Consider the following 25,649-nt stretch of genomic DNA (forward strand, 5'->3'; position numbering starts at 1 on the left):
CATGTGGAAGATCGCAATTATTGACGATGACCGGCAGGTCCTGCAAGGAATGAAGCGGGCGATCCCCTGGGATGAACTGGAAGCGGTCTGGGTAGGCGAGGCCTTGAACGGCCGAGATGGCCTCCAGATGATTCGGGACATGCAGCCTGACATTGTTATTTCCGATATTTATATGCCGGTGTTGAATGGGCTGGATATGATTGAGGAGCTCCGCAAGGAGGAGTTCCCCGGCAAAATCATTATTCTTAGCGGATATTCGGATTTTGAGTATGCCCGTCAAGCCCTGCGCCTGAATGTAAGCGACTATATGAGCAAACCCGTCAGCCTGCCTACTCTGACTACTGTCTTGGGGAAGGTTGTTGAAGAGCTTGCTCAAGAAGAAGAGAAGCGGATTAAACAGGATGAAATGGAGCAGAAGCTTAGTCTCTATGAGCCCTTTATCGAAAAAGAGTGGGTTCAATCTGCTGTTGCCGGTACGCTGGAAGCGTCCTTCCGAAGCGAGGAGCTGCTTCCGCCTGCATATCGCTTCTGGTTGGATTCCCGGCATCTCGTGATCGGCCTTGATCTGGTTCGTGACGTTAGAGCGAGCAGCTTGACTTTGTCCGATTGGAACCTGTTTCGATTTGCTGTCAGTAATATTGTTTGCGAAATTACCCGTGAAGTCTATCCATCGTTCGAATACACGGAACTGCACGGCACGCGTTCGGCGCTAGTTCTTCATCCTGCTCCAGATCAGGAGCTTCAGCCAGATGCTCTGCAGGAGCTGGGTAAAAAGCTGATCGAGAATATCGGAAGCTTCCTGAAGCTGGTCATTCGGGTTGGGATCGGGAACCTGAAAGACAGCTGGGAGGACATTCCGGATTCCACCGAGGAAGCGTTCCGCGCCATTGATCTGAAAGAAAAGCGGATGGATCCGGCCTATGATCTCTACATGTATGGCGGAGAAGCGCTGAAGCTGGAGCGTGACAGCTCCGGGTCCGCGGCGGGTATCCGTCCCGTTAAGTTTTACCTCGAGCTGGCCGGTGCGATTAAAGCATCCCAGGAAACGCAGGCTCAGGAAATTGTTTCGGAATATATCGCACTGTTGGAGCGGCAGGGAAGTATTTCGCCGGATTACCTTCAGAGCTTGGCTGGGGAGCTTTGGGGAATATTCGCCTATTGCTTGTACGAGGTTGGCATGATGCTCGACGATATTTTTGCTAATGACCAGATTGCCAAAGAAATGACGGGACTGACCAAGCCAAGCCAGTTAGCTGAGTGGTTGAATGATAAAATTTCGGTCATCTGCAGCAGCAGGCAGTGGAAGGGTAACAGCAAGCATAGACAGGCTGTGGACTTTATGCTTCAGTATGTCCATGAACATTATGCCGAGGACATTACGCTTGGAGACCTGGCTGACAAGGTATACATCTCTCGAAACCATCTGTCGATCATCTTCAAAAATGTCACCGGCGAGACGTTCAATACGTATCTGACCCGTGTGCGCGTAGAGAAGGCGCGGGAGCTTCTGCTCGACCGAAAGATGCTGGTCTATGAGGTTGCGGAGAAGGTCGGCTACAAAAATGTGCCGTACTTCAGTACGCTGTTTAAGAAGTTTACGGGGATGAATCCTACGGAGCTGGTGAAGTAGTTTAGCAACAAAGATAAGCGATAGAAATAAACGATAGAAACAGAGCTAGAAATTGAGCTATAAACACAGAACTGGAAGTGCGGAAGTATAAGTACGGAACTACAAATACGGAGCCATAAGTACGAAACCATAAGTACGAAACCATAAGTACGAAACCATAGACATAGATCTCTACACACCAAACATCCTTTCAAATAACAAGCACTTGGTAAGTGGAAGCGTTATGATACAGATAAAGCAATAAGCATTCTGTTTATCGTAATTTGTGAATGGTAATCCGTGTATCGTAATTGGGGAAGGGGAAATGAACGATGAGCGAACGAAATGTACCAGCAACGATGAAGGCGGCTGTTATGACGAAGCCGGGGGAAATCCGTATTGAGGAACGTCCTGTTCCACAGGTACAGGCAGATGAAGTTCTGATTCAAGTGATGGCTGTGGGGGTTTGCGGCTCCGACGTCCACTATTACGAGCATGGACGAATCGGCCGGTTCGTCGTGGAGAAGCCGATCATTCTTGGCCACGAATGCGCGGGCATCATCGCAGCCGTGGGCTCTTCTGTCACCCGCGTAAGCGTAGGTGACAGAGTGGCCATTGAGCCGGGCGTGACCTGCGGCCGCTGCAGCGCCTGCAAAGAAGGGCGCTACAACCTGTGCCCGGATGTGCAGTTCCTGGCGACGCCGCCTGTAGACGGCGCGTTCGTGCAGTACATGGCGATCCGGGAGGATATGGTATTTCCGATTCCGGATCACCTCTCATTTGAAGAAGCGGCGCTGAACGAGCCGTTCTCGGTAGGGATTCATGCGGCGAAGCGAAGCCGCCTGCAGCCAGGGACGACCGTGGCCATCATGGGCATGGGCCCGGTGGGACTCATGGCCGTCGCCGCGGCCAAGTCGTTCGGTGCCAGCCGGATCATCGTCACGGATCTGGAGCAGGTTCGTCTGGACGCGGCGAAGCGCTTGGGCGCGACCGAGGTCATCAACGTCCGCGAGGAGGACCCTGTCGCGCGGATCAAGGAGCTGACGCAGGGCATCGGCGTCGACACGGCCTGGGAGACCGCGGGCAACCCGAGAGCGCTGCAGTCTGCGCTCTACTCGCTGCGCCGCGGCGGGAAGCTCGCGATCGTCGGACTGCCGCCGCAGGACGAGATCGCGCTGAACGTTCCGTTTATCGCCGATAACGAAGTCGATATTTATGGGATCTTCCGCTATGCGAACACGTACCCGAGCGGCATTGAATTCCTTGCTTCTGGCCAAATCGACGCGAAGTCGCTCATCACGGACCGCTACCCGCTGGCCCAGACGCAGGATGCGATGGAGCGGGCCATCCATAACAAAAGCGGCAGCTTGAAGGTTATGGTGTATCCGAACGAGTAACGGCGAAGGCGAGGTTAAGAACGGGAAGAAGTACGACTAGATAGCAAAAAGCGGCTTATCCGGATGATAGATCATCTGGGTTAGGCCGCTTTTTGGCAGGTCATGTTTTATCAGGGGCGCATTCTAAATGACCTGAATCAGTTTCGGGGTCATGGTCTGCGTGGGTAATCCTTCTTGTCGTTGAGGGGTGGGACTTGTTCAAAGTTAGGTGTCCAATGCTGTCAATTGTACCTTTTCCCGTATCTCAATGCTGTATAGACCGCCACTGCGTTCAAGTAGGCCTTAGCTCACCATTGCGCTCTCAGGTGCATGACTTTTGATCCTGGATGATAAAAGATATACAAGTGCCCGTGGTCTCCAAAGGATAGACTTGCATCGCTTCCCATTTTTTCACCTAGCACCTGATCGGATACCTTAAGCTCAAAATCGGAATGTAACGTACAAACAAAATTCATGCACTCACCAGTGACTGGACATACAGGGATTTCGGGCTGTTGAATCCACAGAGGGACTCCACAAAGCAAAATATCATCGGAATCCTCATCCAGAAAATCAGTGATTCTTACTTTCTTCGTACATTGATAGCGAGTTTCCATAAATTCTACGTGTGCTCTTAGTTCGAGATCATCGAATTTCCAGTCATCTGTTAACGTGATGGGTTCTAGAATTTTTGGTTGTACAGGATCGGAATAATCCAGATAAATTCCGAAATTGCATTCATACAAAGGATATACGAGATGCAATTCACGAACATTCAACCAAGAAAATGATTCATCCGTTCCGTCAATCGTACCTAGGTATTGAAAGGGGAGCTTCGATTGCGGACTTACAGGAAGTTTAAGACTGGAAGGCTTCTTACCGCCTAATCGGTGGTTGCCTTCATTGGACTTTTGCAGAAAGAAAACCTCATGCTCCGGCCAATCCTGTAGGGGTAAGGGAATGTTTTCGTCTAGCAATGTTTTCTCAATTCCATCCCCGTAATCGTGATGCTCGTACAGCTTTTTAATCAACGTATCATGTACCTTTAATTCAAGTGCCCCTTGTACTTTGCGGAAAAAATCAAAATCCTTCTTGTTCACACCCTGCGTCTTCAAGAATCGTACCGTTTCATCTGTACTTCTAAAATCAACTTCCCACCCTGCCAAATAACGAGAACCCATTTCGCATCTCCTGTCTGCTAGAAGCTCGATGTATATAAGTGATAGCGCCATGCACATTAAGCTATTTAATCAGTTACGACGGTAAGCCTTCTCATGAAAGCCGGTAATGCTCTTGAACAGAGCTTTGCCGTCCTCCGGCAAGGGATCTTCCTGATTGAAATTTACATACATGGCCTGATACGGCTCGGGAACCCAGATGTACTGGTGCACATATGGAGTTAGATGAAATCCGACCGATTCCCAGAAATGAATTCTTCGCGTATTCTCGTCCGTTGGCTCGGATTCCACCTCAACAATCATTCCTTTGCAACCGGCAGCTGCCCGTGCCCATTGCTTGATATGATCCAGCATCAGCCTTCCGCAGCCTTTGCCGCGGGCATCCTGACGAATAGCGATATAGTCGATCAGTAAGGCTTTCGCTTCTTGATCCACACCCGTCAGTGCCATACCCACTATGTCTGAGCCCGCACTCATCGTATGAAGCTGGCACAGCCCCTTTCAAACATTCGACGAATGATGCTGCTATTTTTCTTGCCGTCAAGGGGGAAGGCTTGCTCATAGATGGGCTCAACTGCACTCCAGAGCGCCTCGTCCCATGTTTCTGTTATGTGAAATTCGAATGAGTCCATGGCCGGTTCACTGCTTTCTTATAGAATGGTGTTTTACCATTGTGCGTTAGATGTGTCGTTCCTTATATCTTTTTCGCTGCAATAAGCGAGAAAAAAATATGTTCCATAATTGTATGTAGATCTTGATGGTGGAAATTCGGGTACCGTGTGATGTTGGTCATTTTAGCATCGTCGGGGGGATGAACGTGATAGGGCTCGGTTGCCGTTTGGTAACGTAAGTCCCGATCATGCGGTTCGCTATGAAAGGATAGAATCGTGTTTCCGCTTGGGTCCACCCAGTTGTAGTAGGAAACATCTATGACAGCAGCACTCAATTCTTCGGTAATAAGCAAACGCGAGCCATCAATGAAGACGAACGTATGACGAGTAAATTTGCGGGAAGACATTAAGCCTGACCCATCACCATCTCTCGTATCTATGATGATATGGGCGTAATTTCTCTCTAATTGAATGATATTTGAAGGGGGCCTCGCTGCTTGATGTGAGTTCAAGTGTTCGCTCCCCGCACTTCGATTGATCGCAGTAAGCCCTCCCATTGCTGGGCATCACGAGCCTCATCAGGTGTGGGTTTCGCCTTTATGCCAAGCGTTTTCTCGTAGGTACCGCCATACTTTTTCTCAAAATGAACGACCGCGTTCACGAGTTCGGCGAGCTCTTCAGCATCCGTCATAGGCTGGGTTCGGTTTAGACGAGATTGCTCACAGGCATACGCTTCTGCGGCTTCTGCGACCGTTGATTGTACACCTGTTGGGGAGCTGTAAACCGCGTTTTCCGGTATGCGCACCTGTTTAAACCGTTCCCCTTTTTCAACTCCGTGAAAGCGTCCTTGGTTAACCCAGTTATTAACCGTGGCGACACTGACGCCAAAAAAGCGAGCAACTTCTCCAGTCGAGTACATGCGCACATTTAATACGTCTTCTGATGTACCCACGGTTACCATATGTACAAGCATACGTTGCAGCGCGCGATGCGGGTCCTGCTCGGTCAGACAACGCTGGACATCCTGCAGAAGAGAGTTTGGATTGTGGAAAGACGTTTTTTCAATGTAGTTTGCCAGAGCCATAATCAAAAAAGGTAACTTGTTATTTTCTATCTCCGGTAGATTTTTAACCAATTCGGAAATCGTAATTGCTTCTGTAATGGCGAATTCCTTTTTGGCGAGATCAAACATATACATCACCTCACCGCCTATTTTAACATATGTAAAAGTTGAAGTTCAATTAAACTTAAAATAAATATAAAGTAAACTTAAAATTAGTATAGGCCCAAATGTAGTAAATTATTCTGTACATTTAGGGAATGCTTCATGGGAGGGACATTCTCAAGAGATTCCTACAGTTAGAGACAAGATTATCTGATGGGTAGATGCGGCAACTCCTGATTGTTATTTTATCGTGCCGTTGACATTTATTTTGACATCAAACTATAATGGAAATATGGAAACTAGAGATGTCATTTCATTCATTTCAAAAATTAGAGAGAAAGTAAACCGTTTTCTTGTAGCGGAGATGACGAAGCGCGGCATAGAAGGTATAGCTACTTCGCATGGTGATATCATTTATGCCTTAGCGAACCATTCCAGACTCACCATGGCTGAGATCTCCAAGGTCATTCATAAGGATAAATCTACCGTAACGGCACTTGTTGACAAGTTGGTTCGGCTGGGATATGTGACCAAGGAAAGGGATAGAGAGGACACGAGGGTAGTTTATGTAGCCTTAACCCCAAAGGGGATTGAACTACAGCCGATGTTCGAATCCATTTCGGAAGAACTGTTAGAACAGTTTTACAACAACATCACGGACAAGGAAAAGGAAGACCTGCTTACGATTCTAAAAAAGATTCACAGCAACTTTTAAATTTTTTTACTCATATAGTTTGATATAAAACTAAATAAAGGGGGAATTTGATTATGAAAGATTACACGAAAGATTTACCGGCGCATGTTGAAAAGCACATGGGGGAGAACGACTTGTTTGTAGAGATATTCGAGGGATTGGACCGACAGGACGTGATAGAACCTAGACCTCCGTTACTGTTCGTACACGGTGCTTATACAGGTAGTTGGATGTGGAGCAGATACATGCCTCACTTTATCCGCGAAGGCTGGTCATGCCATGTTATGAATTTGAGAAGTCACTATAAAAGCAGATCGCTAGATTTGACGAAGGTTACTTTCGAGGATTACTTGGAGGATGTCAAGGAGGTTATCAAGGCGTGTGGCGCTCCCCCGATCCTCATCGGGTTTAGTATGGGAGGGATTTTGGGTCAGAAGCTAGCCGAAACAGTTGAGCTTGCAGGATTAGTGCTGGTTGATTCGGTGATAAGCAGGGAAGTTTTTGATAGAGTGCCTTACAAAGAATTGGAGCGAATGCTGCCTAATCTGATATTGCCCGCGCCGGAGCGAGAAGAGCATTTAAGCATCGATGAAACGGCAGATGACATTGCTTTTCAAAAGAAGTACTTGAGCATGGAGTCATGGAAGGCGGTTCACGCTTTTGCTTATACCCATGATTCCAAAGGCATTGCCGTTGACAGCAGTCTCATTACTTGCCCTTGTCTGGTTGTCAAAGCAGTCAATTGTGAGGAGGATGACCTTCGGGGCCAGGTGTCAGCGGAGCTCCTTCGCGCAGCGTATACAGGGATTTGGAACACGACTCATACGGGTGTGCTCGTAGGACAGCGATATACAGAGGCTGTCGATGCCATCTTGGAGTGGATGAAAAGATTCTGAGCGGCTGCAGCACTTTCGCCTAAATTCGCAACTGTCGATAAAGCGGAATGGAGGGCTGAGAAGTTTCGGAGAACATCTACTTAAGTTTGTAAGGGACGCGGCTTTAACGACAACAGGCTCCCGATTCTAGATCGGAAGCCTGTATATGTTATCCCGTTTGCTCCGCTAAGGAGCGGGTCTTTTTGCGCTGATCTCTGAGGATGAAGGTTAGCGGCACGGCGAATAAACAGATGATGACGGCCACTAGGAAAACGTCCTGCACACCGAGCGTCATCCCTTGCTCCTTCACGGCTAGTAGGCCGGAAGCGGATCCGTCGCTAAGCTCCTGTTGGTGAGTGAGCGATCTGGTGGCGAGCAAGGAGCTGAATACGCCGATCGACAATGCGCCGGTAGCCTGCCGGATCCAGTTCGTCACTGCCGAGGCGTGACCGGATCGTTCCTTAGGAATGGATGACATTCCTGCATTCATGACCGGCATGTAGGACAAGGCAATTCCGACATAACGGATTGTCATCCATGCCGATACATACAAATGGGTGGCCTGCAGGTTCAGGCGGCTAAGCTCCCAGTTGGAAAGAACAAGCAGTGCGATTCCGCCCATAATGAGCCAAAATGGACCGACACGCGGGTAAAGTTTACCGATGATAGGCGAAGATACGGCCATGACGATGGAACCAGGCAGCAGCACCAGCGCGGTATTCAAAGGTGTTGAATGCTGAACGTCCTGAAGAAATACAGGAATTAGAAAGGTACCGGAGTAGAGGGAAGCGGTAATGATACAATTAATGATTAGACTGTACGTAAACCGGCTTGTTTGAAAGACGCTCAAATTAAGCAGAGGCTCCTTCAGGGACAGCTCGCGTCTAATAAAGTAGACAAGCGTTACGGCCCCGACAAGCAGACAAGCGATCGTCTTCCAGGAGGTCCAGCCCCAGCTGTTTCCTTCTGTAAACGATAAAATAAACAAGGTGCTGCTCAGTAAAACCGTAACGAAGCCGGGAAGATCGAATGTTTTTGAGGGTTTGGCCTGCTGATGGGGCAGGCATTTGGCAGCAACAGTGATAGCGACCACGCCAATCGGCACATTCAGAAGAAATAAGGATTGCCACCCCCAATACTCGGTCATCCAGCCTCCAAGTGTCGGGCCAAAGGCAGGAGCAAGCATGGAGGATAAGCTCCATAGGCTCATTGCGAACGGCTGCCGATCTTTTTCAATGTATTGGTAGACCATGGTTAAAGTAGTCGGTATGATCAGACCGCTGAACACACCTTGCAAAATTCGAAAAAGCACTAAAACTTCAATGTTCCATGCTAGCGTACAGAGCGCAGAGAACAAGGTGAAGCCGGATAACGCGAAAATATACAGCCGTTTGTAGGTCCATCTGTCGCCAAAATAACCTACGACCGGAGCGATTACGCCTGTTGCCAGCAAAAATCCGGTTATCATCCATTGGACTTCGCCCAATTCGGCATGAAAGTCTTTGAGGAAGATTGGGAATGCTACATTAATTGTTGTCGAGCTTAGAATGGACATGAAATTGCCGAAAAAAATTGCTAACATCACAAGCCAGAACGTTGATGTACTGCCTTTCTTTGCTGCCACTGCCTCTCCACCTCTTCTGTATAAAAGCTTTTTTTATATATAGTTGTATGATACAATCAATTAACGGTACTTGTATTATACAACTATATAGTTGTAAGTCAATAGAAGTTAGAGAAGTGACGGGGAGTGAATCGCTATGGATGAAAAGGATTTGGAGCTGATCGATTACGAACTCGTTGTTTTTATACGCAGATGTTCCTTGGATAAGGAGCTAGGGGGCTTGGACAGGTCGACATATACGCTGCTTACGCAGCTATCCAAGAGCGGTGGACCGGCAGGGGTCAAAGCTCTGGCTGACGAGTTTCGATTGGATGTGTCAACGATCAGCAGGCAAACAACTGTCCTGGAGAGCAAGGGGTATGTGCAGCGGCTTCAAGATCCCACAGATGGTCGATCCAGCAAGTTTCAAGTGACGGAGGAAGGGATGCGCAAGCTGGAAGAGGCCAAAAAAGCTCGGCTTGCCAGGCATGCGCAGCTATTTCAAGATTGGACGGATGCGGAGCGGCGGCAATTTGGTGAGCTTTTGGCTAGGTTGAACCGCACCTTTTAGCTAAATACAAAGGACTGTCCCCACAGAGACGTTTACGGGAACAGTCCTTTTCTCTATTAAAATCGGGATCCTTAAAGCATACCTGAATTAGCTTCGAAGCTAACAGGCTGCTCTTAGGGGGATCTAATGAACACTGCGGTAAGTATGCAGCAGAACCTGAAGCTGCTCCATGATAAACCGGACATGCTTGCCGTCTCTGCTTAATCTGCTCGCCATGACACTGCCCTCCAGAGAGGAGACGATGAAGGACGCGACCGATTCCACGTCCAGATCAGACCGGAACTCCCCGGAAGAGATGCCTCCCCTTAAAATATCCCCAATAAGAAGCAGCATGTACTCATAGGCAGCCAAAGCTTTCTCCCGAAGCAGCGGAAATGTGTCGTCACTTTCGACAGCCGTATTGAGCAGAGGACACCCTCCTTTAATCGGCGGATTGTGGACGGGATCGATGTGAACCTGACAGACGGACATGATTTTGTCTATGGCCGTATCTGAGTTTTGAATGGCTGCAGACATCTGCTCCAATAATACCCGCCCCGCGTATTCAAATGCCTCCACGGCGATTTCATCCTTGTTCGAGAATCTTCGATAGAGGCCCCCTTTTGTTAAGCCCGTGATATCCATAATGTCTTGAATCGATGAACCTGCATATCCCTTTTGATTAAATAGCTCTGCGGATTTCATAATGATATGTTTCCGTGTCGCTTCGTCTTTACGCATGGGAATCCTCCGTGTAAGTCCGTTTTCCTTTTTGAAATCTATTGTAACATTTCTCTTGCATGTAAAGACATAATCAAGTAAGATGAAACCGAACCGAACGGTTCGGTTCGGTTTTTCAAAAGAAGAAGGGTGGTTATTTATGATGATGAGTCATATCAAAATTGTTCGTATTCCGATTCTCCCCATGTACATGGTGAATGCCCATCTCATTGTCGGACCTGACGGATGCATACTTGTCGATGCTGGGGTGCCCGGTTCCGAGCATAAGATCGAGAGAGCCTTGGCTAAGGAACGGCTAACCTTCAAGGATATTAAGCTTATTGTTGTGACTCATGCGCATGTGGACCATGCCGGGAGTGCGGCAGTGCTCCGCGAAAAATCGGGAGCGCCGATACTGGCTCATGAGGGGGATGCCAAGCATTTTAGCCGGGAAACCCCTATGACCTTCTGCCCTACGGGGTGGGTGAGCCGTTTGTTTATCAAGACACCGTTTATTTTTCAACCGTATGTACCTTTTGAAGCCGATATCCAAGTGACAAGACAGTCCGTGATTAGCTTGGACCGATACGGGATTCCGGGGAAGATCAGACATACGCCCGGGCACACCGCAGGCTCCATCTCGGTAGAGCTTGAGTCGAATCAGGCGCTAGTCGGAGACCTGGTTGCTTCGGGCATCTTGCTAGGGGGATTGTCAGAACCTCACGTGCGATACGTCCGCCTTTTGAAGATGACCCTCACATGGTTGCGCGTGAACTAAACCGTCTATTGGAATCAGGAGTGGAAACTTTTTATATGGGGCACGGCGGTCCTTTACATGCTCGTGAGGTGAAGCGTCATGCCCAGATGCTGGCGAAACTTCCTGCAAACAAATAGCTGACCCGCAGACAGTAGGTAGTTACTGATTGTTGATAAAGGAAGATGAGGGGCTTCAGTAGTCAACCGCGCTCGGAGAAAAGCCGCTGAAGCCCGATTAGCTCCAAATTTCCATAGATATCGAATTTCACACTTATCGATTCTCTATTCAACGCCCCCTACGTTTACGGTTCCTGCGATGCTCCATGATCCATAGCACTATGAATATGCCTACTGCAATCAGGATCGGCAAGAGATTCATAACCAGCAACTTGCTGGGAAGAGCAGCTCCGGTTTTTGAATTGCTCAAATTCGCTGCTTCAGCTTTCGAACTGCTCAAATTCGAAGCTCCCGTGCTGCTTGCTCCTGGTGAAGAACTGCTTGAATCTCCTGCCTGCAGATTGCCGCCTTGCATCTCTCCATTGCTGCCCTCACCGAACATATCTGAGTCATTGGGCAAATAATCCGTGTAGATGCCGTACACACCAAGCTTCAGCATGGCATCGATATCTTCCTGTGCGTTCACGGTATGCACATACGTGCGGACTCCTTCCTCGTTTAAAGCCTTCACCAACTCAGGCATCATCTGCGCCCGCTCTACAGGCATCGCTACCGTCTGAATGCCATTCTCCTTCACGAACTTGACCGTTTCTTCTTGGGATTCATTGGATAAATATAAGGAATACAGCTTGTTTGGAAAAGGATAAATGTCCATGACCTCATGGTACATGTCTTGTGTGTACAGCTCGGGGATCATCCGGTCCAGAACGGAAGGGTCGATACGGTCGGCCGTTTGTTTGATTTGCTCGAACTGCTTTCGCACGAGGTTCAGATCCGTTTCCTTCGTATCGGTGACGAAGTAGATGTCGGGATAGAGGTGCATGAGCCTGACGATATCCCGGAAGGAGAGCGGCATAAATTTGCCTAATATTTTCACTTTCTTGAATTCGTTCATATCCAGAGGCTCACCGATTTGGGACTCGGGTAAGTCAAGCTTCAGCCTTTCTGCGGTATAAGGCAGCCAGTCATGCCGAGCAGCCAACTTCCCGTCCTCCGTCAATATCAAATCAGCCTCGAAGACGCGATGCCCTTTTTGATAATTCAACACAAAAGCTTCATACGAATTCGTATAAGCCGTATCGCTAATTCCGCCCATGCCATGAGCAATCATCCGATTAGATGTCCATTCAGGTGAACCCTGCACTTCCTGCGCTTGCGCTTGGGCCGTTGAGCAGCTTGACAGGATCAACATTCCGCTAAGTGCAGCGGCAATCACAAAGCATAAGAGTCGTTTCATACGATCTTCTCCTCTCTCTGTGCGGTTAACCTGCTACCCTACATGGTATCGATCATGTTGCGTGTATATCCTGAATACTTGCTGAAATTACCGGAGATCAAGCTATTTCCAATTTCATGGGGAGGTACGTGTAGGGTGAAGCATGTTATACTATCCAATGTTACGGAGTAGCATTTGGTGCAAGTATCATGCAAGAATACGATATTTAGAGATTTGGATAGCAGGTGGGACATACATGGAAATCAAACAAATTGGCCAAGAAATGACATGGTCGATCAGGCAGCGAGTGCTCTGGCCGAGCAAAGATATCGCCTATGTTCAGTTGGAGGAAGATGCACAGGGTGTGCATTACGGCGTCTATCTTGGAGAGGAGCTTGTCTCCGTGATTTCGCTATTCGTAGAGGGCGAGGAAGCCCAGTTTCGCAAGTTCGCGACCCTCGAACAGGAGCAGGGAAAAGGCTATGGCAGCAGGCTGCTGGCTTACATATTAAAGGAGCTAGAGCATAGAGGTATCAAAAGAGTCTGGTGCAATGCGCGACAGGATAAAGCGCCGTTCTATCAGAGATTTGGGATGATCCCGACCGGCCAGGTCTTTGTTAAAGAAGATGTATCGTATGTGATCATGGAAAAAGCTTTGTAAGTGGAGAGGGCAGAGCAATGGCAAGCGAAGCGTATTTTGATAGGAAAAAACGAGAAAATGGCGTCGATCTGAACGAGGCCCAAAAGAAAGCGGTGCTGCACACGGATGGAGCGCTGCTTCTATTGGCTTCGCCCGGCTCAGGGAAAACGACGACGCTCATGATGAGGATCGGCTATCTGATCGAGCAAAAGGGTGTCCATCCCGCGAGAATCAAGGCGGTGACGTTCAGCCGGGCCTCCGCAGGGGATATGCAGCAGCGGTTTAAAAGCTGTTTCCCGGGCTGCCGCCGGTTGATTTTTCGACGATCCACAGTCTTGCCTTTGAAGTGATGCGGGAGCATTTTCGCAAGACCGGGACGGCTTACAAGCTGATTGAAGGCGAAGTGAGCGCTGAGGAGATGGAGGATCTGGCGTCTGATCAGATGCCTCTGCATAAGAAGTTTATTTTGCGTCATTTGTTTCAGACCGTTACCGGAGAGAACATCACGGATGATCAAATGGAGGAGCTGACGACGTACATCAGCTTCGTAAAGAACAAGCTGCTGCCGGAGGCGCAGTGGGCTGACGTCAAGTGTGAGGTTCCGCAGGCGGAGCGGGTGCTGAAGGAGTACGAATCGTTCAAGCGCACCGGAGCGGACAAGCTGCTCGTCGATTACGACGACATGCTGACTTACGGCAATCAGGCGCTGGAGAGTGATAAGCAGCTGCTGGCCAAGTACCAGCGCCGCTACGATTATGTGCTGACCGATGAAAGCCAGGATACGTCTCTCGTACAGCATGCCATCATCGAGAAGCTCGTTCGCTCGCACGGCAATTTGTGCGTAGTGGCCGATGACGATCAGTCGATCTATACGTGGCGGGCGGCGGAGCCGGAGTATTTGCTGAATTTCAAGAGGGTGTATCCGCAGGCGGCGACACTGATGATGGAGCAGAATTATCGTTCCTCGCAGGAGATTGTGGAGACGGCGAACCGTTTTATCAAGCGGAATAAGAACCGCTATGATAAAAATATGTTCACCAACAATCCTAAGCATAAGCCGATCGTAATTAAGAATTTGACCGATTACAAGTTTCAAGCCAAATATGTCGTCGGGCAAATTGCCACACAGGTGAACCTTAGCGAGATTGCCGTGTTGTATCGCAACAATGCTTCGTCCATTATGCTGATGAATGAGTTCGACCGTGCGGGCATTCCTTTTTACATGAAGGATACGGATAACCGCTTTTTTTCTCATTGGGTCGTGGAGGATGTACTGAATTTCATGCGGATGAGCTTTAATGACCGGCGTCCGGATTTGCTCCAGAAGATTCATACCAAGTGCAGCGGTTATATTACAAAGAAGCAGATGGCTGCGCTGATGGAGCTGCCGCTTAGCGGCAAATCGGTCTTTGATCTGTTGGTCGAGCATGTTCCTCTGCAGGATTATCAGGTGAAGCAGCTGCAGGATAGCAAGGAAGCGTTCGAGCAGATGCGGGGCATGGCTCCTCTGCAAGCACTGCGGACAATTCGGGGCAAGCTCGGCTATGAGAAGTCGATTGATAAAATGTGCGAGAAGTTCGGGTTTCGCCGGGATCTGCTCATCGGCATTCTTAACACGCTGGAAGCAATTGCCGAAACGCTCGAAACGATGGAGGAATTCGCGGCAAGGCTCAAGCATTTGGAAGGGGCTTTGAAAACCTCCAAGTTTAACAAAAATGAGAATGCCGTTACGCTATCAACGCTGCATAGCTCCAAGGGTCTGGAGTTCGATCGGGTGTACATGATCGATTTGATTGAAGGAGTCCTTCCGGCGTCCGACGATATCCAGAAGTTCGCAAAAGGGCAGAAAGAGCAGATGGAAGAATCCGCTAGGCTCTTCTACGTGGGCATGACGAGGGCGCGGAAGCATCTGGAGCTGCTCTCGTACAGGTCCAGAGACGGTGAGGAGACCGCCGAGTCTCAGTTTGTGACCGACGTGCGGCTGATTATCAGCCCGCCCAAGTTGGACGTGCCTGCCGGGGCGGGGGCACGGGGAAGCGCTGCCGGCGATGGCTTCGCTGGTGCGGCGGCGCGTGGCAGCAGTTCAACCGGCAGCAGCGCCAGCGCTGGCTCCAGCGGCAGGCCGAGAGCCAGGAGCGGCGGCAAGCCGATCGTTCCGGTGAATCCGCGGGCGATTCGGGAGCTGTCCGGCCTGCAGGTGGGCTGCGCCGTGAGACACGGCGCCTTTGGCGACGGGGTCGTCAGCATGCTGGGGGCGGATATGGTGGAGATCCGCTTCGAATCGGGTCTCAAGAAGCTGTCCGTCAACGCCTGCTTGGAGAGAGGGTTGCTGGAGCCTGGCGGCTCGGGGCATGCCAGTTAGACCTGCGTTCGGCCAGGTCCATGGGCGTCATTCTTTGATTTTGAATCTTGCCTAGCGTAGGCGGCGCATCGCGCTTGAATAACAGCGGCAGTCTTAGGGGGCCTGAGTGATCCCGGACTCCCGCTGTTTTCTTTTTTACGACCCCGTATGTTTGAAGTTCTTATCCTTCTTGCTTTTTATCGGTGAGACACCGCTCTGGGTAGTTTCCTGCATGTTGATTTTTCCAATACCGTGATGGAGCAGCAGCTGATCGTGTCTAAAGAATAACAAGATCCGAAAGTTTGGATCTTCAATGAGGTGCAGGAAGGATAGGGTGCAACGCATGGACGGTATAGTTGAGGAGATAAGTGCCCATATGAGAGCATGTTTCGGAGCAACAGTTCGAACTGCAGTATTGAATGATCAAGGCTGGCTTAACCTCAAGTGGAGAATGGAGACGGATAACGGCCTTGTATTCGTTAAGTATTATCATCCGGATAGGTACAAGCTGCACGTGAACTCCCGCAGGAGAAAAGCACTTGAGCATGCCTTGCAGCTGCAGCATGGGTTAAGCAGTGCCGGTGTCCCTTGTCCGGACATCTTCCTTTTTAACGGCCAATGTATGCAAGAAACACCATCGGGCTTATGCTATGCAGTATCGGATTGGTTAGACGGCCGGACAGTGGAAGCCGGGAGCATGAATGAGAACCAGATGTATGAGCTCGGGATGGCGACCGGTCATATGCATAAGTGGCTGCAGCGCATTGCTCCTCTGGATAGACCTGCCTGGGTGCCGGATAAGGAAGCCTATATGAAGGAGTGGCAGGAGAACTGGGAGAAAGCGCAAGAGGCAGAGGATCATCTTGTAATTGGATGGCTTGAACGGTCGCGCAGCATAGTGGATTCCCTAGACTTTACCATGTTTGCCGCTTCTCCAACCGGGTGGCTGCATTGGGATTTATGGGTGGATAATGTATTGCTTCATGAGAGTGGCTTGGTTGGTATTGTTGATTTTGATCGGATGGCTATGGGCTACCCGGAAGTCGATGTGGCCCGCGCTATTTTGTCGGGGGCACTCAGAGATGGAAAGCTATGTTCGGCAACAGCCGCAGCATTCATGAACGGATACCGGCAGTATGTACAGCTGGATCAAAGTGTACTCGACCGAGCCATGCGAATGCTCTACTTGATCGAATCCATCTGGTGGCTGCGCACGGAGGTTCGTGTTGAAAGCGGACTTCGCGGGCTTCTTGGCCGGTTTGTGGAAGAAATGCATTGGATCGAAGATCATTGGAAGGTGCTGCCTGAGCTGCTCCGCCTGTAACAAAAGCGCTAGAAGCAGGTGTTTATCCATCATTAGCACAAGTCAAAAGTTACCTGCTCCAGCCCACCAGTGCTGGACTCTACCATGCCCGGAAGTAAATATTGGGTTAGGCACCTTATCGTGAAACACATTGCATTCAGCCCCGTATCAACAGACAGGTGGGGAACAAATAGATGAAGCTGAGGAAGAACCTAAAGCAAGCGGAATAAGGAAATTACATATTTGTGCACCAAGCGTGCCATCGCTTTGCCAAACCGCGGAATCCCTATGAAGCGGTTTTTTGCCTTTGGTAGCTGTTCGCTCAGCCTTGAATACTTCCATTGCTCCCTGTTGATTTCATCAAGTCTTCTCTGTTGATCGCGGAGTTCATTTTCGAGGTTATGATGCAGCATATTCTCACCGATCCTTTATAGAAATGGGGTTGTGCTCTTGTTGAGAATAATGTAGCATGGGAGTAACCATTATAGTTATCTATACATTTTCATATCAACTATTACGATTTGTAATAGTTAGGGGATGAGCACAGATGGATATTCAGTACTATGTAACCTTTCGGGAAGTGGCCAGGTCTTTGAACTATACTAGAGCCGCTGAGACCCTCGGCTACTCGCAGCCAAGTATAACGGTCCAAATTCAAAAGCTGGAGAAATATTACGGAGTAAAGCTGATTGGAAGAGAAGGCAAAAGCCTCCAATTAACGCCGGGTGGCGTACAGTTTTTGGCTTATGCGGACCGGATTGTAACGGCTCACATGGAAGCAAAGTACTTGTTTTCCGCACAGGATGAAGTTGAGCTAAAAATCGGTACCATCGAGACGATGACTGCGTATTTTTTGCCGCCTTATTTGCAGCAGATGAAACGGCAATTTCCGAACAGCAGCTTGACCATTATTCCGTCCAATGAGCCTGATATCATGGATCAAGTGAAGAAGGGGAGCCTGGATATCGGCATTATCCTGGATCCTCACTACTCTGACCCCCAATTACGAACCATCGCGATTCGGAGAGAGGAATTGATCGTGGTTTGTCCACCGGGACATGAGCTGCTAAAGAGGCGGGAGATATCGATTAGTGAATTGGCTGACAGTCAGCTGCTGCTGACAGAGAAAGGTTGTACCTATCGATCTGCACTGGAGCAGCAGCTTGAGGATCAGCGTGTGCATTACCAGGTTATCTCCGAGCTGGGCAGCATCGAAGCAATCAAGCAATGTATTCGGATCGGGCTGGGCATTGCACTGATTCCCAAGATTACAGTTCAGACCGAGCTGGACAAAGGTCAACTCGGCGCAATCCCGCTTGCGGAAGGAAGCCTCCCGGATTTTTATACCCAGATCATCCTTTCCAAAAATAAATTCATCACTCCGGCTCTAGAGCACTTTATATCACTGCTCACTAGCACTGGAGAGAGCTAGGAACAAACAGCAGCGGCCTTCTCCCATTTGTAACAATTGGAGAAGGCCGCTGTTTGGTTCGGCATCGTATAGGAACTTCGCGGCGTTTATCTTGCTTTTCTCCTAATGCGGAGAAATTGAGAAACCTGAGTCTTCTTAAAAGGGGCCGTTTCCGCCTTATCTGGGGATTTTGCAGTGTTCTGCAGTCGTAAGAATAGAGTGGTTATCCATTTTGATGCCACGAAAATCAATACGTAATTAAGAAAGATGATCAAATAGTTCATTCCGTGGTAAAGCTTCATGAGCTCATATGCGACCAAAGCAGGTTTAAAGATAAAGGATAAAAAGACAGATAGGGCGGTTGCATACAGGTAATAGTTTTTGCTTTTATGTAAAGTCCATTGGTATAGCAGCATAAATGCAACTGGGACCAAAGATGTGTCCAGGGCAATGCTTGAAGAAAAAAGGGCACAATTTTATACGGATAATCAGCAAAGCCATGGGTGACAACAATAGTGTCCGAATAATGGAACCACATATGGATATTAAACCCGAAGAATCCGATTTGAAGCATCTTCCTTCTATCGATCAAAAAGTACAAGGCAATGACTGGGCCGACTAATAAGATGAACATAACCCAAAATTCCCAAGTAGCTAAATTAGAGTATCGAAACCAATAGTCGGTAGTGACTGCGGATATTTTCTCATGCAGCTTGTGTATTTGTTCAAACTTTTTAGATTGGTCGGGCCCCATGGACTTTCCACCTTTAGTGATTTTTTCTTATTTTATCCAAAGTGGAAATATTCAATTCTTAGATGCTCCGAGCAGATTGGGGGGAATACACAATTTTTTGGATTATATTTATTTACGAATTTCTGTTCTTCAGACCAACCTAGGAACTCGGTATTTCATATGACAACGCTTTGGTGGGAAATACCTTCTGTATTTCCTGAAAGAGTACATCCAGATAATATGATTACAGCTGCAATGGGGAATAAAATGATTTTCATAAGGTCTCCTTTGCGTCAAAAATAGGTAAGTTGAATTCAATGATGTAATTGTAAGTATTCGTTACATCTTATTTTTTCCTTTATTTGTAAAATCCAATATGTTATATGCATCGCTCAAACGATTTTCTTTTCTTAGATCATTGACAACCAAAGTGTATGAAGGGTATAGTACACTTATAGTGTATGAACTACTTAGTACACACACTTGTAGAAAAAGGTTAGAATAACTGTTTTTGAAAGTAATACTTGAAAGTAACAACATAGGAGATGGGCCGATGAACGTTATGTTTAACAATCGAGATCCCGTGTATCTGCAGGTGGTGCGGCATTTTAAGGAAGAGATCGCCACTGGCAGAATGACGGCGGGGCAAGAAATTCCATCCCGCAGGGAGCTGGCCGGATTGCTGCAGATTAACCCGAATACAGCACAACGTGCTTATAAGGAAATGGAGGAGCAGAAGTTGATTGTAACCGAAGGAAATTCCCCAAGCAGGATTACCATGGATGAGCAGGTCTTGAAGTCGATTCGAGAGGAGCTGCTCCGCGATGCCGTCGATGCCTTTGTCGGGTCGGTCATGAAGATTGCGGTACCGGTAGACGAATTGCTGGATTTGGTAAAGGTAAAGTACGAAGAGGAGCGGGCCAAAGAGTAGTGCTTGCTGCGTAGACTTGTAGAGAGAAAGAGTTCCTAGGAGGTACCCTATGATTGAAGTAAGTCAGATCACGAAAAAATATGGAAGAAAACGCGTGCTGGACGAGGCGACGTTCACGGCGGATAAAGGGCAGATTACTTGTCTTGTCGGGATCAACGGCGTAGGTAAATCAACGATTCTCAAAGCTATTATGGGCCTAACGACGATTTCAAGCGGGCAGATCCTCATTGACGGTCAACGGCTGGAGCCTAAGCTGTATGAGAAGATTGTATTCATTCCGGATACGATCACGATGCCCCCGAATATGAAAATTGGCGACGCCATGCTGTTTATGAATGATTTTTATCCGAATTGGAACGTGAAGCGGGCATTCGAACTGTTAAGCTTTTTCAAGCTAAAGGTTCAAGACCGGATCGGGGATTTGTCCAAAGGGAACGCAGCCAAGATGAATCTGCTGCTCGGTTTGGCGCTTGATGCGGATTATTTGCTAATGGATGAACCGTTCTCGGGGATCGATATTTTCAGCCGGGAGCAAATTGCGAACGTCTTTACGACGCACCTTATCGAGGATCGCGGAGTGATCATCACCACACATGAAATTCAAGATATCGAGCACTTGATCGATAAGGTTGTGCTGCTGGATCAGGGCAGAGTCTTGAAGGAATTTAGTGCGGAGGAAGTGCGCATGAAGGAAGGCAAGTCTGTGGTAGATGTAATGAGAGAGGTGTATCAAGCATGAATCACTACGGCAAGCTGCTCCATTGGGAGATCAACCGGTTCGCCAAAATCTGGGGGGCGCTGGCGCTGCTGACGCTGCTTGTACAGTCAGTGGGAGTAACGATTTTTTCAGCCGGGTATATGTCCAGAGTGAAAGATAATATGTATATGAATTCGATTGCGACCTTCGAGGAATATATCAGCCGTTCAGGCAAAATTGATTTTATGGAGTACGGACGGAGCTTGTGGTTCTCGGGACCGATTGCCTTATGCGTAGCGGCTTTACTGCTCTATTCGTTCCTCATTTGGTACCGGGAGTGGTTTGGTAAAAATACATTCGCTTACCGTCTCCTGATGCTTCCGACTTCAAGGATGAAGGTGTATACGTCGAAGCTAACAGCCATTATTCTTTATGTGCTCGGACTTGTGGCGCTGCAAATCGTCATCTTGCCGCTCTTGATGTTTATTTACAGCAGCATAGTCCCAGCGGTATTACGAGATTCCATCACACTCAGTGAATTTATTCATCGACAGGAGTACCTGAGCTTGATGATACCCAACTATTTCATGGAGTTTATTCTCGGCTACGGAGCGGGCATCACAGCAGTTATTATCATATTTACCGCCATTTTGCTGGAACGAAGCTACCGTTTGAAGGGAATCGTCGCAGGCATATTGTACATAGCGGCAGCGTCCATTCTCTTTGTACTGCCGCTTATAATCACGGAGAGCTTCTACACCAATTACTTTTATCCCAGCGAGGTCGTGTTGATGGAGATTGGCTGCGGGCTGATCATTCTATGTGTCTCCCTGTGGTTTAGTTCTTTTCTAATTCGAAAAAAAGTTAATGTGTAAGGAGGAGCAGGAATGAAGCGCTATTGGAAATTGATGATACTTGTTCCTTTTATCGTCCTGAGTATAGGAACTTATTATGTGTCGGCTTCAGGCAACAATAGTTCGCCATTGCAGTTTACGAAGATTCAAGGTGATGAGAAGGAAATGGATCCAGTGGTTCTGACGGGCCAGTATCAGAATGAACCGTTTGTTATTCGGAACCTGGACAGCGAGTTTCTGAAAAAACAGTCCTTTTGGGGATGGCTGGATGCGAGGTATTTTTATAATACGGAATTGGATGAGCTTGCCAAAGAAAATAGAGCTTTTATGCGAGGAAAGAAAAGCTACAGCAGCTTCTATGTGGACGATCAAGTCATCGGGTACGCCGATGTAAAGTTTACGCAGCAAAGCAGCAGAGAAAGAAATGATTTCCGATTAGCTGTGTCGATGTACGACCGGATCCAAAAAACCAGCCGTTCCTTTGAACTGAATCTTCCGGACAGTACGCTTTATTATACGGGCGTTGAGGATGTACAAGTTGAAGGACAAACGATGAAGGTAATGGCTAGAAATACGAAATGGTCGAGCGGTAATGGCAGCTCGAACTTCAACGACACGGATATTCATCTGTATACGGTCGATCTTCATAAAATGAGCCTGATCAAGGATGAAATTTTGATGTCTATGGCCGATGATGATCATCAGCGTGTAGATATAAGCAGTGTCAATGAACGGGACCCAATCGGCAAAAATTCATTTGCTGTGTTCCGGAAATTGGTTAGTGTGAAGTCTTCGAAGGAACCGTCTGGTGACTATACGCTGGATCATGGCGAATTCATTTCCTACGACTATGCAAGCGGCAAACTGACAACGTTACAAAATGATTCAGTGAAACAGATCCTAGCGAACATAGAAAATGGAAATGTGATTTATAGTCAGGGTGACGGGGAACTGAACATGATGTCTGAAACAAAACCAGAACAGCCGCACGTTGTCATCTATGACCTGAAGGAAGATCGGGTGAAGAAAGAGCTGATTGTACCGGCGCAAACATTCCAGCCAAAACAATCGTACTCCAATATAGCACGTATTACCGACAACCGGTTATACATGATAGTCGATAGATCCGGCGCCGTAGGGCTGAAGATTCTGGATATGGATAGTGGCACTATTGTTTACGAGGGTGTTTTGAAAAAGGCTGATGGATCAAGACCGAATAACATCATGATCGACAATATTCTGGTTCAATAATCGAACCGCTGGGTGAATGCGCCCGGCGGTTTTTTGCCGTCTCAACCTAGAATTTTATTCAAAGGAACTGGAATATCATACGATTTGAACATGGGTCAAAATTGAGAAATCGAAAGATAGCAAAGAAATTTCAAAAGGAATTCTATTCTAAGCACAACGGAATGAGGGTAAAGTTGATTTATGCAAACGCTTTAACAGCAAAAATCGACATGAGATGAGGAATGCCATGATCCAAAGGTAGGGGGAACTGTAGAGAGGTCACATATGAAACATAAGGAGGCTAATATGAAAAAAGTCGTAGCAAAGCTATCATTGTTTACTCTGATGCTTTCATCGTTTTCATCTGTCACTTACGCGGACAATCCTGTCATCAAGGATGCCTTTACCGCAGACCCGGCTGCGCTTGTTCATGGGGACAAGGTTTATTTGTACACCGGGCATGACGAAGCGGCTGCGGGAGGCACTTTCTTCGTCATGAAGGATTGGCTCATTTATTCGTCGAGCGATATGGTGAATTGGACGAAGGAAGGTTCTCTCTCGAGGGACATATTCGCATGGGCGAAAGGCGACTCCGCATGGGCGGGACAAGTGATTGAGAGGGACGGTAAGTTTTACTGGTATGTTACGGTGCTGAATTCGGACGGAACCGGCTATGCGGTTGGTGTCGCCGTATCGGATAATCCGGTCTCAGGCTTTCAGGATGCACTTGGAGGACCGCTTGTCAGTGCGGGGATGACGGCGGCACCGACATCCATGGGCTCAGAGACATGGGATGATATCGACCCGACGGTCATGATCGACGATGACGGCCAAGCCTATCTGTATTGGGGCAATACGAATCCGTATTACGCCAAGCTGAAGGCGAATATGACAGAGCTTGACGGTCCGGTAGAGCATGTCGTCATTAACAACATGCCGGGCACCTATACGGAAGCCCCCTGGATTCATAAGCATGGGGGGCATTATTATTTGACCTTTGCTTACAACTACCCGGAGCAGATTGCCTATGCGATGAGCGACAGTCCAACGGGGCCATGGGAATTTAAAGGTGTCATTTTGAACGCGCTTACTTCAGACAGCAACGACAGCAGCGCAAGTAACACTAGTCATGAGGCGATTATTGACTTCAAGGGGAAGTCCTATTTTGTATACCATAACAGTGCTCTTCCCGCAGGAGGACAGTATCGGCGTTCGGTTGCGATTGACCGGCTCTATTACAATGCAGACGGTACGATTAAGCCGATCATTCAAACAGCTACAGGGGTTGATGGTCATAGCAGTATGCTGAGCTTGCTCAGTGATCCGAATCGTTTCATCCGTCATAATGGGACGGCGCTTCGACTAGATCCTGCTGAAGCTTCCTTGAATGATGCGAGATGGGAGATCGTTCCCGGCTTGGCTGACGCTTCGGATGCCTATGTATCGCTTCAATCTATGGATAAGCCCGGATATTATTTGACAGCGAGCGGTTCAAGCACGATGTTGGCAAAAAATGACGGAACAACGAGCTTCTTTCAAAAAGCCACCTTCAAAAAAACAGACGGTCTTGCCGATGCGGCATGGACGTCCCTGCAGGCTTACAGTGACGCGAGTGCATATCTTCGTAATGCCTCTAGTGTGCTTACGCTTGGCAGCGCTTCGACGGATGAGGAGAAGAAGAATGCGACCTTCAACATCATTCAAGCGGATACTACGGGGGTAACGTTGGATCAATCGTCTGTGGTTCTGAACATGAATCATGAGACCACACTGACAGCAGAAGTGCAGCCGGCAGGAGCCTTGCAGAAGAAGGTGACGTTCAGCTCGAGTAATCCATCTGTAGCCGAGCTTTCGGAGGCTGTCTATGACCAGGCAACGGGCAAGACAACCGTAACGGTAACCGGTAATTCCCCAGGTACTGCGGATATTATAGCCACGACGGAGGAAGGTGCTTTCACAGCTGCAGCTGCCATTACAGTGGAGGACCAATCGCTAACCTCCTCGGTGCAAAATGTAACGATAACGTCCAGTAATAGGACTCAACTGGTTCATGTGGAAGGCTATGTGACGGAGGAGCTTGGTCAAAATGCGGTGGTACGGGTGACAGAACCTGGAGGTTCCCTGGATTATGTGGATCAAGTGACGACAGATCAGGACGGGAAATTTGCGTTCACTTTCAAACTCAGCCACAACGTAGCAGGTGACTTCAAGCTGGCGGTCAGCGCAGCAAATGCGGAGCAAGCTTACGAGACAAGCTTTGCCTATAAGCCAAAAAGGAATTCAAGTTCAGGGTCAAACGGCAGCTCGGACAACAGTTCCACTCCGTCTACACCTACACCTACACCTACACCTACACCTACACCTACTCCGGAACCTGGGGAGACGGATACCACACCTAAACCGACTCCAAAGCCTACACCATCTGCGCCTAAATTTACCGATGTAGCGGAAGGGTACTCTTGGGCAAGTAATGCCATCGAGACTTTAGCGGCTAAGGGGATTATTCAAGGAACGTCCGATACGACCTTCGATCCCGGCAAGAATATCTCTAGGGCTGATTTCATTACGCTCCTAGTGAGAGCGCTTGGTCTGAAAGCGGAGGTTCAGGATAACTTTGCGGATGTAAGTCCGGATGATTATTACTACGAGTCAGTCGGCATTATGAAAGCACTGGGTATTACAAGCGGTGTCGGGGACAATCAATTCGATCCTCATGCGGAAATTACCAGGGAAGACCTTATGGTACTTGTCGCAAGGGCGCTCGAGGCTTCGAAGAAGCTGGAGCTTGACGCTAGTACAGACAAATTGAACTCATTTGCAGACAGCGGAGACATATCCGATTATGCGGCAGATAGTATCGCGAAACTGGTCAATGAGAACATCATTGAGGGCGGCGAATCGGGAATTAACCCTCGCGGTACCGCAACGAGAGCGGAGACCGCCGTCATTCTGCTGCGCATTTTAAATAAAGGATTGTAG

Annotated in this window: 21 protein-coding genes and 1 pseudogene; 15 read left to right on the top strand and 7 right to left on the bottom strand. The window is 48.3% G+C overall.

The window, feature by feature from the left end; translation table 11 throughout:
• Position 1 precedes the first annotated feature (1 nt).
• Positions 2-1,630, top strand: a complete 1,629-nt coding sequence (locus L0M14_RS01035; protein WP_235120267.1) for a response regulator — start codon at positions 2-4, stop codon at positions 1,628-1,630.
• Between the two features lie 311 nt (positions 1,631-1,941).
• Positions 1,942-3,006: an NAD(P)-dependent alcohol dehydrogenase gene (locus L0M14_RS01040; RefSeq protein WP_235120268.1), complete on the top strand. Its 1,065-nt coding sequence runs from the start codon at positions 1,942-1,944 to the stop codon at positions 3,004-3,006.
• A 287-nt stretch (positions 3,007-3,293) separates the two neighbouring features.
• Here the strand turns inward: L0M14_RS01040 and L0M14_RS01045 are convergent, their stop codons facing one another.
• The 4 genes from L0M14_RS01045 to L0M14_RS01060 all read right to left on the bottom strand — a co-directional run bounded on the left by L0M14_RS01045 (position 3,294) and on the right by L0M14_RS01060 (position 5,972).
• Entirely contained in the window at positions 3,294-4,166 is an 873-nt protein-coding gene (locus L0M14_RS01045) for a hypothetical protein (RefSeq protein WP_235120269.1), read from the bottom strand.
• A 69-nt stretch (positions 4,167-4,235) separates the two neighbouring features.
• Positions 4,236-4,613 (bottom strand): GNAT family N-acetyltransferase, encoded by a 378-nt coding sequence (locus L0M14_RS01050; protein ID WP_235122768.1) that lies wholly within the window; start codon positions 4,611-4,613, stop codon positions 4,236-4,238.
• Positions 4,614-4,857: 244 nt separating this feature from the next.
• Positions 4,858-5,286 (bottom strand): toxin-antitoxin system TumE family protein, encoded by a 429-nt coding sequence (locus L0M14_RS01055; protein WP_235120270.1) that lies wholly within the window; start codon positions 5,284-5,286, stop codon positions 4,858-4,860.
• A complete protein-coding gene (locus L0M14_RS01060) occupies positions 5,283-5,972 on the bottom strand; it encodes a helix-turn-helix domain-containing protein (protein WP_235120271.1) in 690 nt (229 codons plus the stop codon). Before L0M14_RS01060 ends, L0M14_RS01055 begins: the two co-directional genes overlap by 4 nt.
• Positions 5,973-6,231: 259 nt before the next feature.
• Here L0M14_RS01060 and L0M14_RS01065 point away from each other — a divergent pair, with 259 nt between their 5' ends.
• Complete coding sequence (locus L0M14_RS01065) at positions 6,232-6,654, top strand: MarR family winged helix-turn-helix transcriptional regulator (RefSeq protein ID WP_235120272.1); 423 nt, start codon at positions 6,232-6,234, stop codon at positions 6,652-6,654.
• 53 nt (positions 6,655-6,707) lie between these two features.
• A complete protein-coding gene (locus L0M14_RS01070) occupies positions 6,708-7,529 on the top strand; it encodes an alpha/beta hydrolase family protein (RefSeq protein ID WP_235120273.1) in 822 nt (273 codons plus the stop codon).
• A gap of 148 nt (positions 7,530-7,677) precedes the next feature.
• Here L0M14_RS01070 and L0M14_RS01075 read toward each other — a convergent pair whose 3' ends face one another.
• Positions 7,678-9,132 carry an MDR family MFS transporter gene (locus L0M14_RS01075; RefSeq protein ID WP_235120274.1) on the bottom strand — a complete coding sequence of 485 codons (1,455 nt, stop codon included), beginning with the start codon at positions 9,130-9,132 and terminating at the stop codon, positions 7,678-7,680.
• 136 nt (positions 9,133-9,268) lie between these two features.
• Between L0M14_RS01075 and L0M14_RS01080 the strand changes: the two genes are divergently transcribed.
• On the top strand, positions 9,269-9,682 hold the full coding sequence (locus L0M14_RS01080; RefSeq protein ID WP_235120275.1) for a MarR family winged helix-turn-helix transcriptional regulator: 414 nt from the start codon (positions 9,269-9,271) through the stop codon (positions 9,680-9,682).
• A 123-nt stretch (positions 9,683-9,805) separates the two neighbouring features.
• On the opposite strand, the gene L0M14_RS01085 is transcribed toward L0M14_RS01080, so the two are convergent.
• The gene (locus tag L0M14_RS01085) at positions 9,806-10,402 is read right to left on the bottom strand and encodes a TetR/AcrR family transcriptional regulator (RefSeq protein ID WP_235120276.1); all 597 of its coding nucleotides are present in this window, start codon (positions 10,400-10,402) and stop codon (positions 9,806-9,808) included.
• Positions 10,403-10,541: 139 nt separating this feature from the next.
• Between L0M14_RS01085 and L0M14_RS01090 the strand changes: the two genes are divergently transcribed.
• The gene (locus L0M14_RS01090; protein WP_235120277.1) at positions 10,542-11,159 is read left to right on the top strand and encodes an MBL fold metallo-hydrolase; all 618 of its coding nucleotides are present in this window, start codon (positions 10,542-10,544) and stop codon (positions 11,157-11,159) included.
• Between the two features lie 264 nt (positions 11,160-11,423).
• Here L0M14_RS01090 and L0M14_RS01095 read toward each other — a convergent pair whose 3' ends face one another.
• Complete coding sequence (locus L0M14_RS01095) at positions 11,424-12,551, bottom strand: phosphatidylinositol-specific phospholipase C/glycerophosphodiester phosphodiesterase family protein (protein ID WP_235120278.1); 1,128 nt, start codon at positions 12,549-12,551, stop codon at positions 11,424-11,426.
• Positions 12,552-12,786: 235 nt separating this feature from the next.
• Here L0M14_RS01095 and L0M14_RS01100 point away from each other — a divergent pair, with 235 nt between their 5' ends.
• The 9 genes and pseudogenes from L0M14_RS01100 (at position 12,787) to L0M14_RS01140 (ending at position 25,649) form a co-directional block, all read left to right on the top strand.
• The gene (locus L0M14_RS01100) at positions 12,787-13,191 is read left to right on the top strand and encodes a GNAT family N-acetyltransferase (protein WP_235120279.1); all 405 of its coding nucleotides are present in this window, start codon (positions 12,787-12,789) and stop codon (positions 13,189-13,191) included.
• A gap of 17 nt (positions 13,192-13,208) precedes the next feature.
• Positions 13,209-15,532, top strand: a pseudogene (locus L0M14_RS01105) (ATP-dependent helicase).
• 355 nt (positions 15,533-15,887) lie between these two features.
• Positions 15,888-16,835 carry a phosphotransferase enzyme family protein gene (locus L0M14_RS01110; RefSeq protein WP_235120280.1) on the top strand — a complete coding sequence of 316 codons (948 nt, stop codon included), beginning with the start codon at positions 15,888-15,890 and terminating at the stop codon, positions 16,833-16,835.
• A gap of 526 nt (positions 16,836-17,361) precedes the next feature.
• A complete protein-coding gene (locus L0M14_RS01115; RefSeq protein ID WP_235120281.1) occupies positions 17,362-18,246 on the top strand; it encodes a LysR family transcriptional regulator in 885 nt (294 codons plus the stop codon).
• Positions 18,247-19,511: 1,265 nt separating this feature from the next.
• Positions 19,512-19,889 carry a GntR family transcriptional regulator gene (locus L0M14_RS01120; protein ID WP_235120282.1) on the top strand — a complete coding sequence of 126 codons (378 nt, stop codon included), beginning with the start codon at positions 19,512-19,514 and terminating at the stop codon, positions 19,887-19,889.
• Positions 19,890-19,938: 49 nt separating this feature from the next.
• Entirely contained in the window at positions 19,939-20,628 is a 690-nt protein-coding gene (locus L0M14_RS01125; protein ID WP_235120283.1) for an ATP-binding cassette domain-containing protein, read from the top strand.
• Positions 20,625-21,461 carry a hypothetical protein gene (locus L0M14_RS01130; RefSeq protein ID WP_235120284.1) on the top strand — a complete coding sequence of 279 codons (837 nt, stop codon included), beginning with the start codon at positions 20,625-20,627 and terminating at the stop codon, positions 21,459-21,461. Before L0M14_RS01125 ends, L0M14_RS01130 begins: the two co-directional genes overlap by 4 nt.
• 12 nt (positions 21,462-21,473) lie before the next feature.
• Positions 21,474-22,691, top strand: a complete 1,218-nt coding sequence (locus L0M14_RS01135) for a hypothetical protein (RefSeq protein WP_235120285.1) — start codon at positions 21,474-21,476, stop codon at positions 22,689-22,691.
• A gap of 285 nt (positions 22,692-22,976) precedes the next feature.
• Positions 22,977-25,649, top strand: a complete 2,673-nt coding sequence (locus tag L0M14_RS01140) for a family 43 glycosylhydrolase (RefSeq protein ID WP_235120286.1) — start codon at positions 22,977-22,979, stop codon at positions 25,647-25,649.

Source organism: Paenibacillus hexagrammi (assembly GCF_021513275.1).
Lineage (GTDB): Bacteria > Bacillota > Bacilli > Paenibacillales > NBRC-103111 > Paenibacillus_E > Paenibacillus_E hexagrammi.

What these genes read in the sequence shown, in the direction of transcription:
- L0M14_RS01115 (WP_235120281.1), top strand. Translation starts at nt 17,362, where the DNA reads ATGGATATTCAGTACTATGTAACCTTTCGGGAAGTGGCCAGGTCTTTG.
- L0M14_RS01125 (WP_235120283.1), top strand. Translation starts at nt 19,939, where the DNA reads ATGATTGAAGTAAGTCAGATCACGAAAAAATATGGAAGAAAACGCGTG.
- L0M14_RS01095 (WP_235120278.1), bottom strand. Translation starts at nt 12,551, where the DNA reads ATGAAACGACTCTTATGCTTTGTGATTGCCGCTGCACTTAGCGGAATG.
- L0M14_RS01080 (WP_235120275.1), top strand. Translation starts at nt 9,269, where the DNA reads ATGGATGAAAAGGATTTGGAGCTGATCGATTACGAACTCGTTGTTTTT.
- L0M14_RS01120 (WP_235120282.1), top strand. Translation starts at nt 19,512, where the DNA reads ATGAACGTTATGTTTAACAATCGAGATCCCGTGTATCTGCAGGTGGTG.
- L0M14_RS01140 (WP_235120286.1), top strand. Translation starts at nt 22,977, where the DNA reads ATGAAAAAAGTCGTAGCAAAGCTATCATTGTTTACTCTGATGCTTTCA.
- L0M14_RS01070 (WP_235120273.1), top strand. Translation starts at nt 6,708, where the DNA reads ATGAAAGATTACACGAAAGATTTACCGGCGCATGTTGAAAAGCACATG.
- L0M14_RS01045 (WP_235120269.1), bottom strand. Translation starts at nt 4,166, where the DNA reads ATGGGTTCTCGTTATTTGGCAGGGTGGGAAGTTGATTTTAGAAGTACA.
- L0M14_RS01060 (WP_235120271.1), bottom strand. Translation starts at nt 5,972, where the DNA reads ATGTATATGTTTGATCTCGCCAAAAAGGAATTCGCCATTACAGAAGCA.
- L0M14_RS01130 (WP_235120284.1), top strand. Translation starts at nt 20,625, where the DNA reads ATGAATCACTACGGCAAGCTGCTCCATTGGGAGATCAACCGGTTCGCC.
- L0M14_RS01035 (WP_235120267.1), top strand. Translation starts at nt 2, where the DNA reads ATGTGGAAGATCGCAATTATTGACGATGACCGGCAGGTCCTGCAAGGA.
- L0M14_RS01100 (WP_235120279.1), top strand. Translation starts at nt 12,787, where the DNA reads ATGGAAATCAAACAAATTGGCCAAGAAATGACATGGTCGATCAGGCAG.
- L0M14_RS01065 (WP_235120272.1), top strand. Translation starts at nt 6,232, where the DNA reads ATGGAAACTAGAGATGTCATTTCATTCATTTCAAAAATTAGAGAGAAA.
- L0M14_RS01050 (WP_235122768.1), bottom strand. Translation starts at nt 4,613, where the DNA reads ATGGCACTGACGGGTGTGGATCAAGAAGCGAAAGCCTTACTGATCGAC.
- L0M14_RS01040 (WP_235120268.1), top strand. Translation starts at nt 1,942, where the DNA reads ATGAGCGAACGAAATGTACCAGCAACGATGAAGGCGGCTGTTATGACG.
- L0M14_RS01090 (WP_235120277.1), top strand. Translation starts at nt 10,542, where the DNA reads ATGATGATGAGTCATATCAAAATTGTTCGTATTCCGATTCTCCCCATG.
- L0M14_RS01135 (WP_235120285.1), top strand. Translation starts at nt 21,474, where the DNA reads ATGAAGCGCTATTGGAAATTGATGATACTTGTTCCTTTTATCGTCCTG.
- L0M14_RS01085 (WP_235120276.1), bottom strand. Translation starts at nt 10,402, where the DNA reads ATGCGTAAAGACGAAGCGACACGGAAACATATCATTATGAAATCCGCA.
- L0M14_RS01110 (WP_235120280.1), top strand. Translation starts at nt 15,888, where the DNA reads ATGAGAGCATGTTTCGGAGCAACAGTTCGAACTGCAGTATTGAATGAT.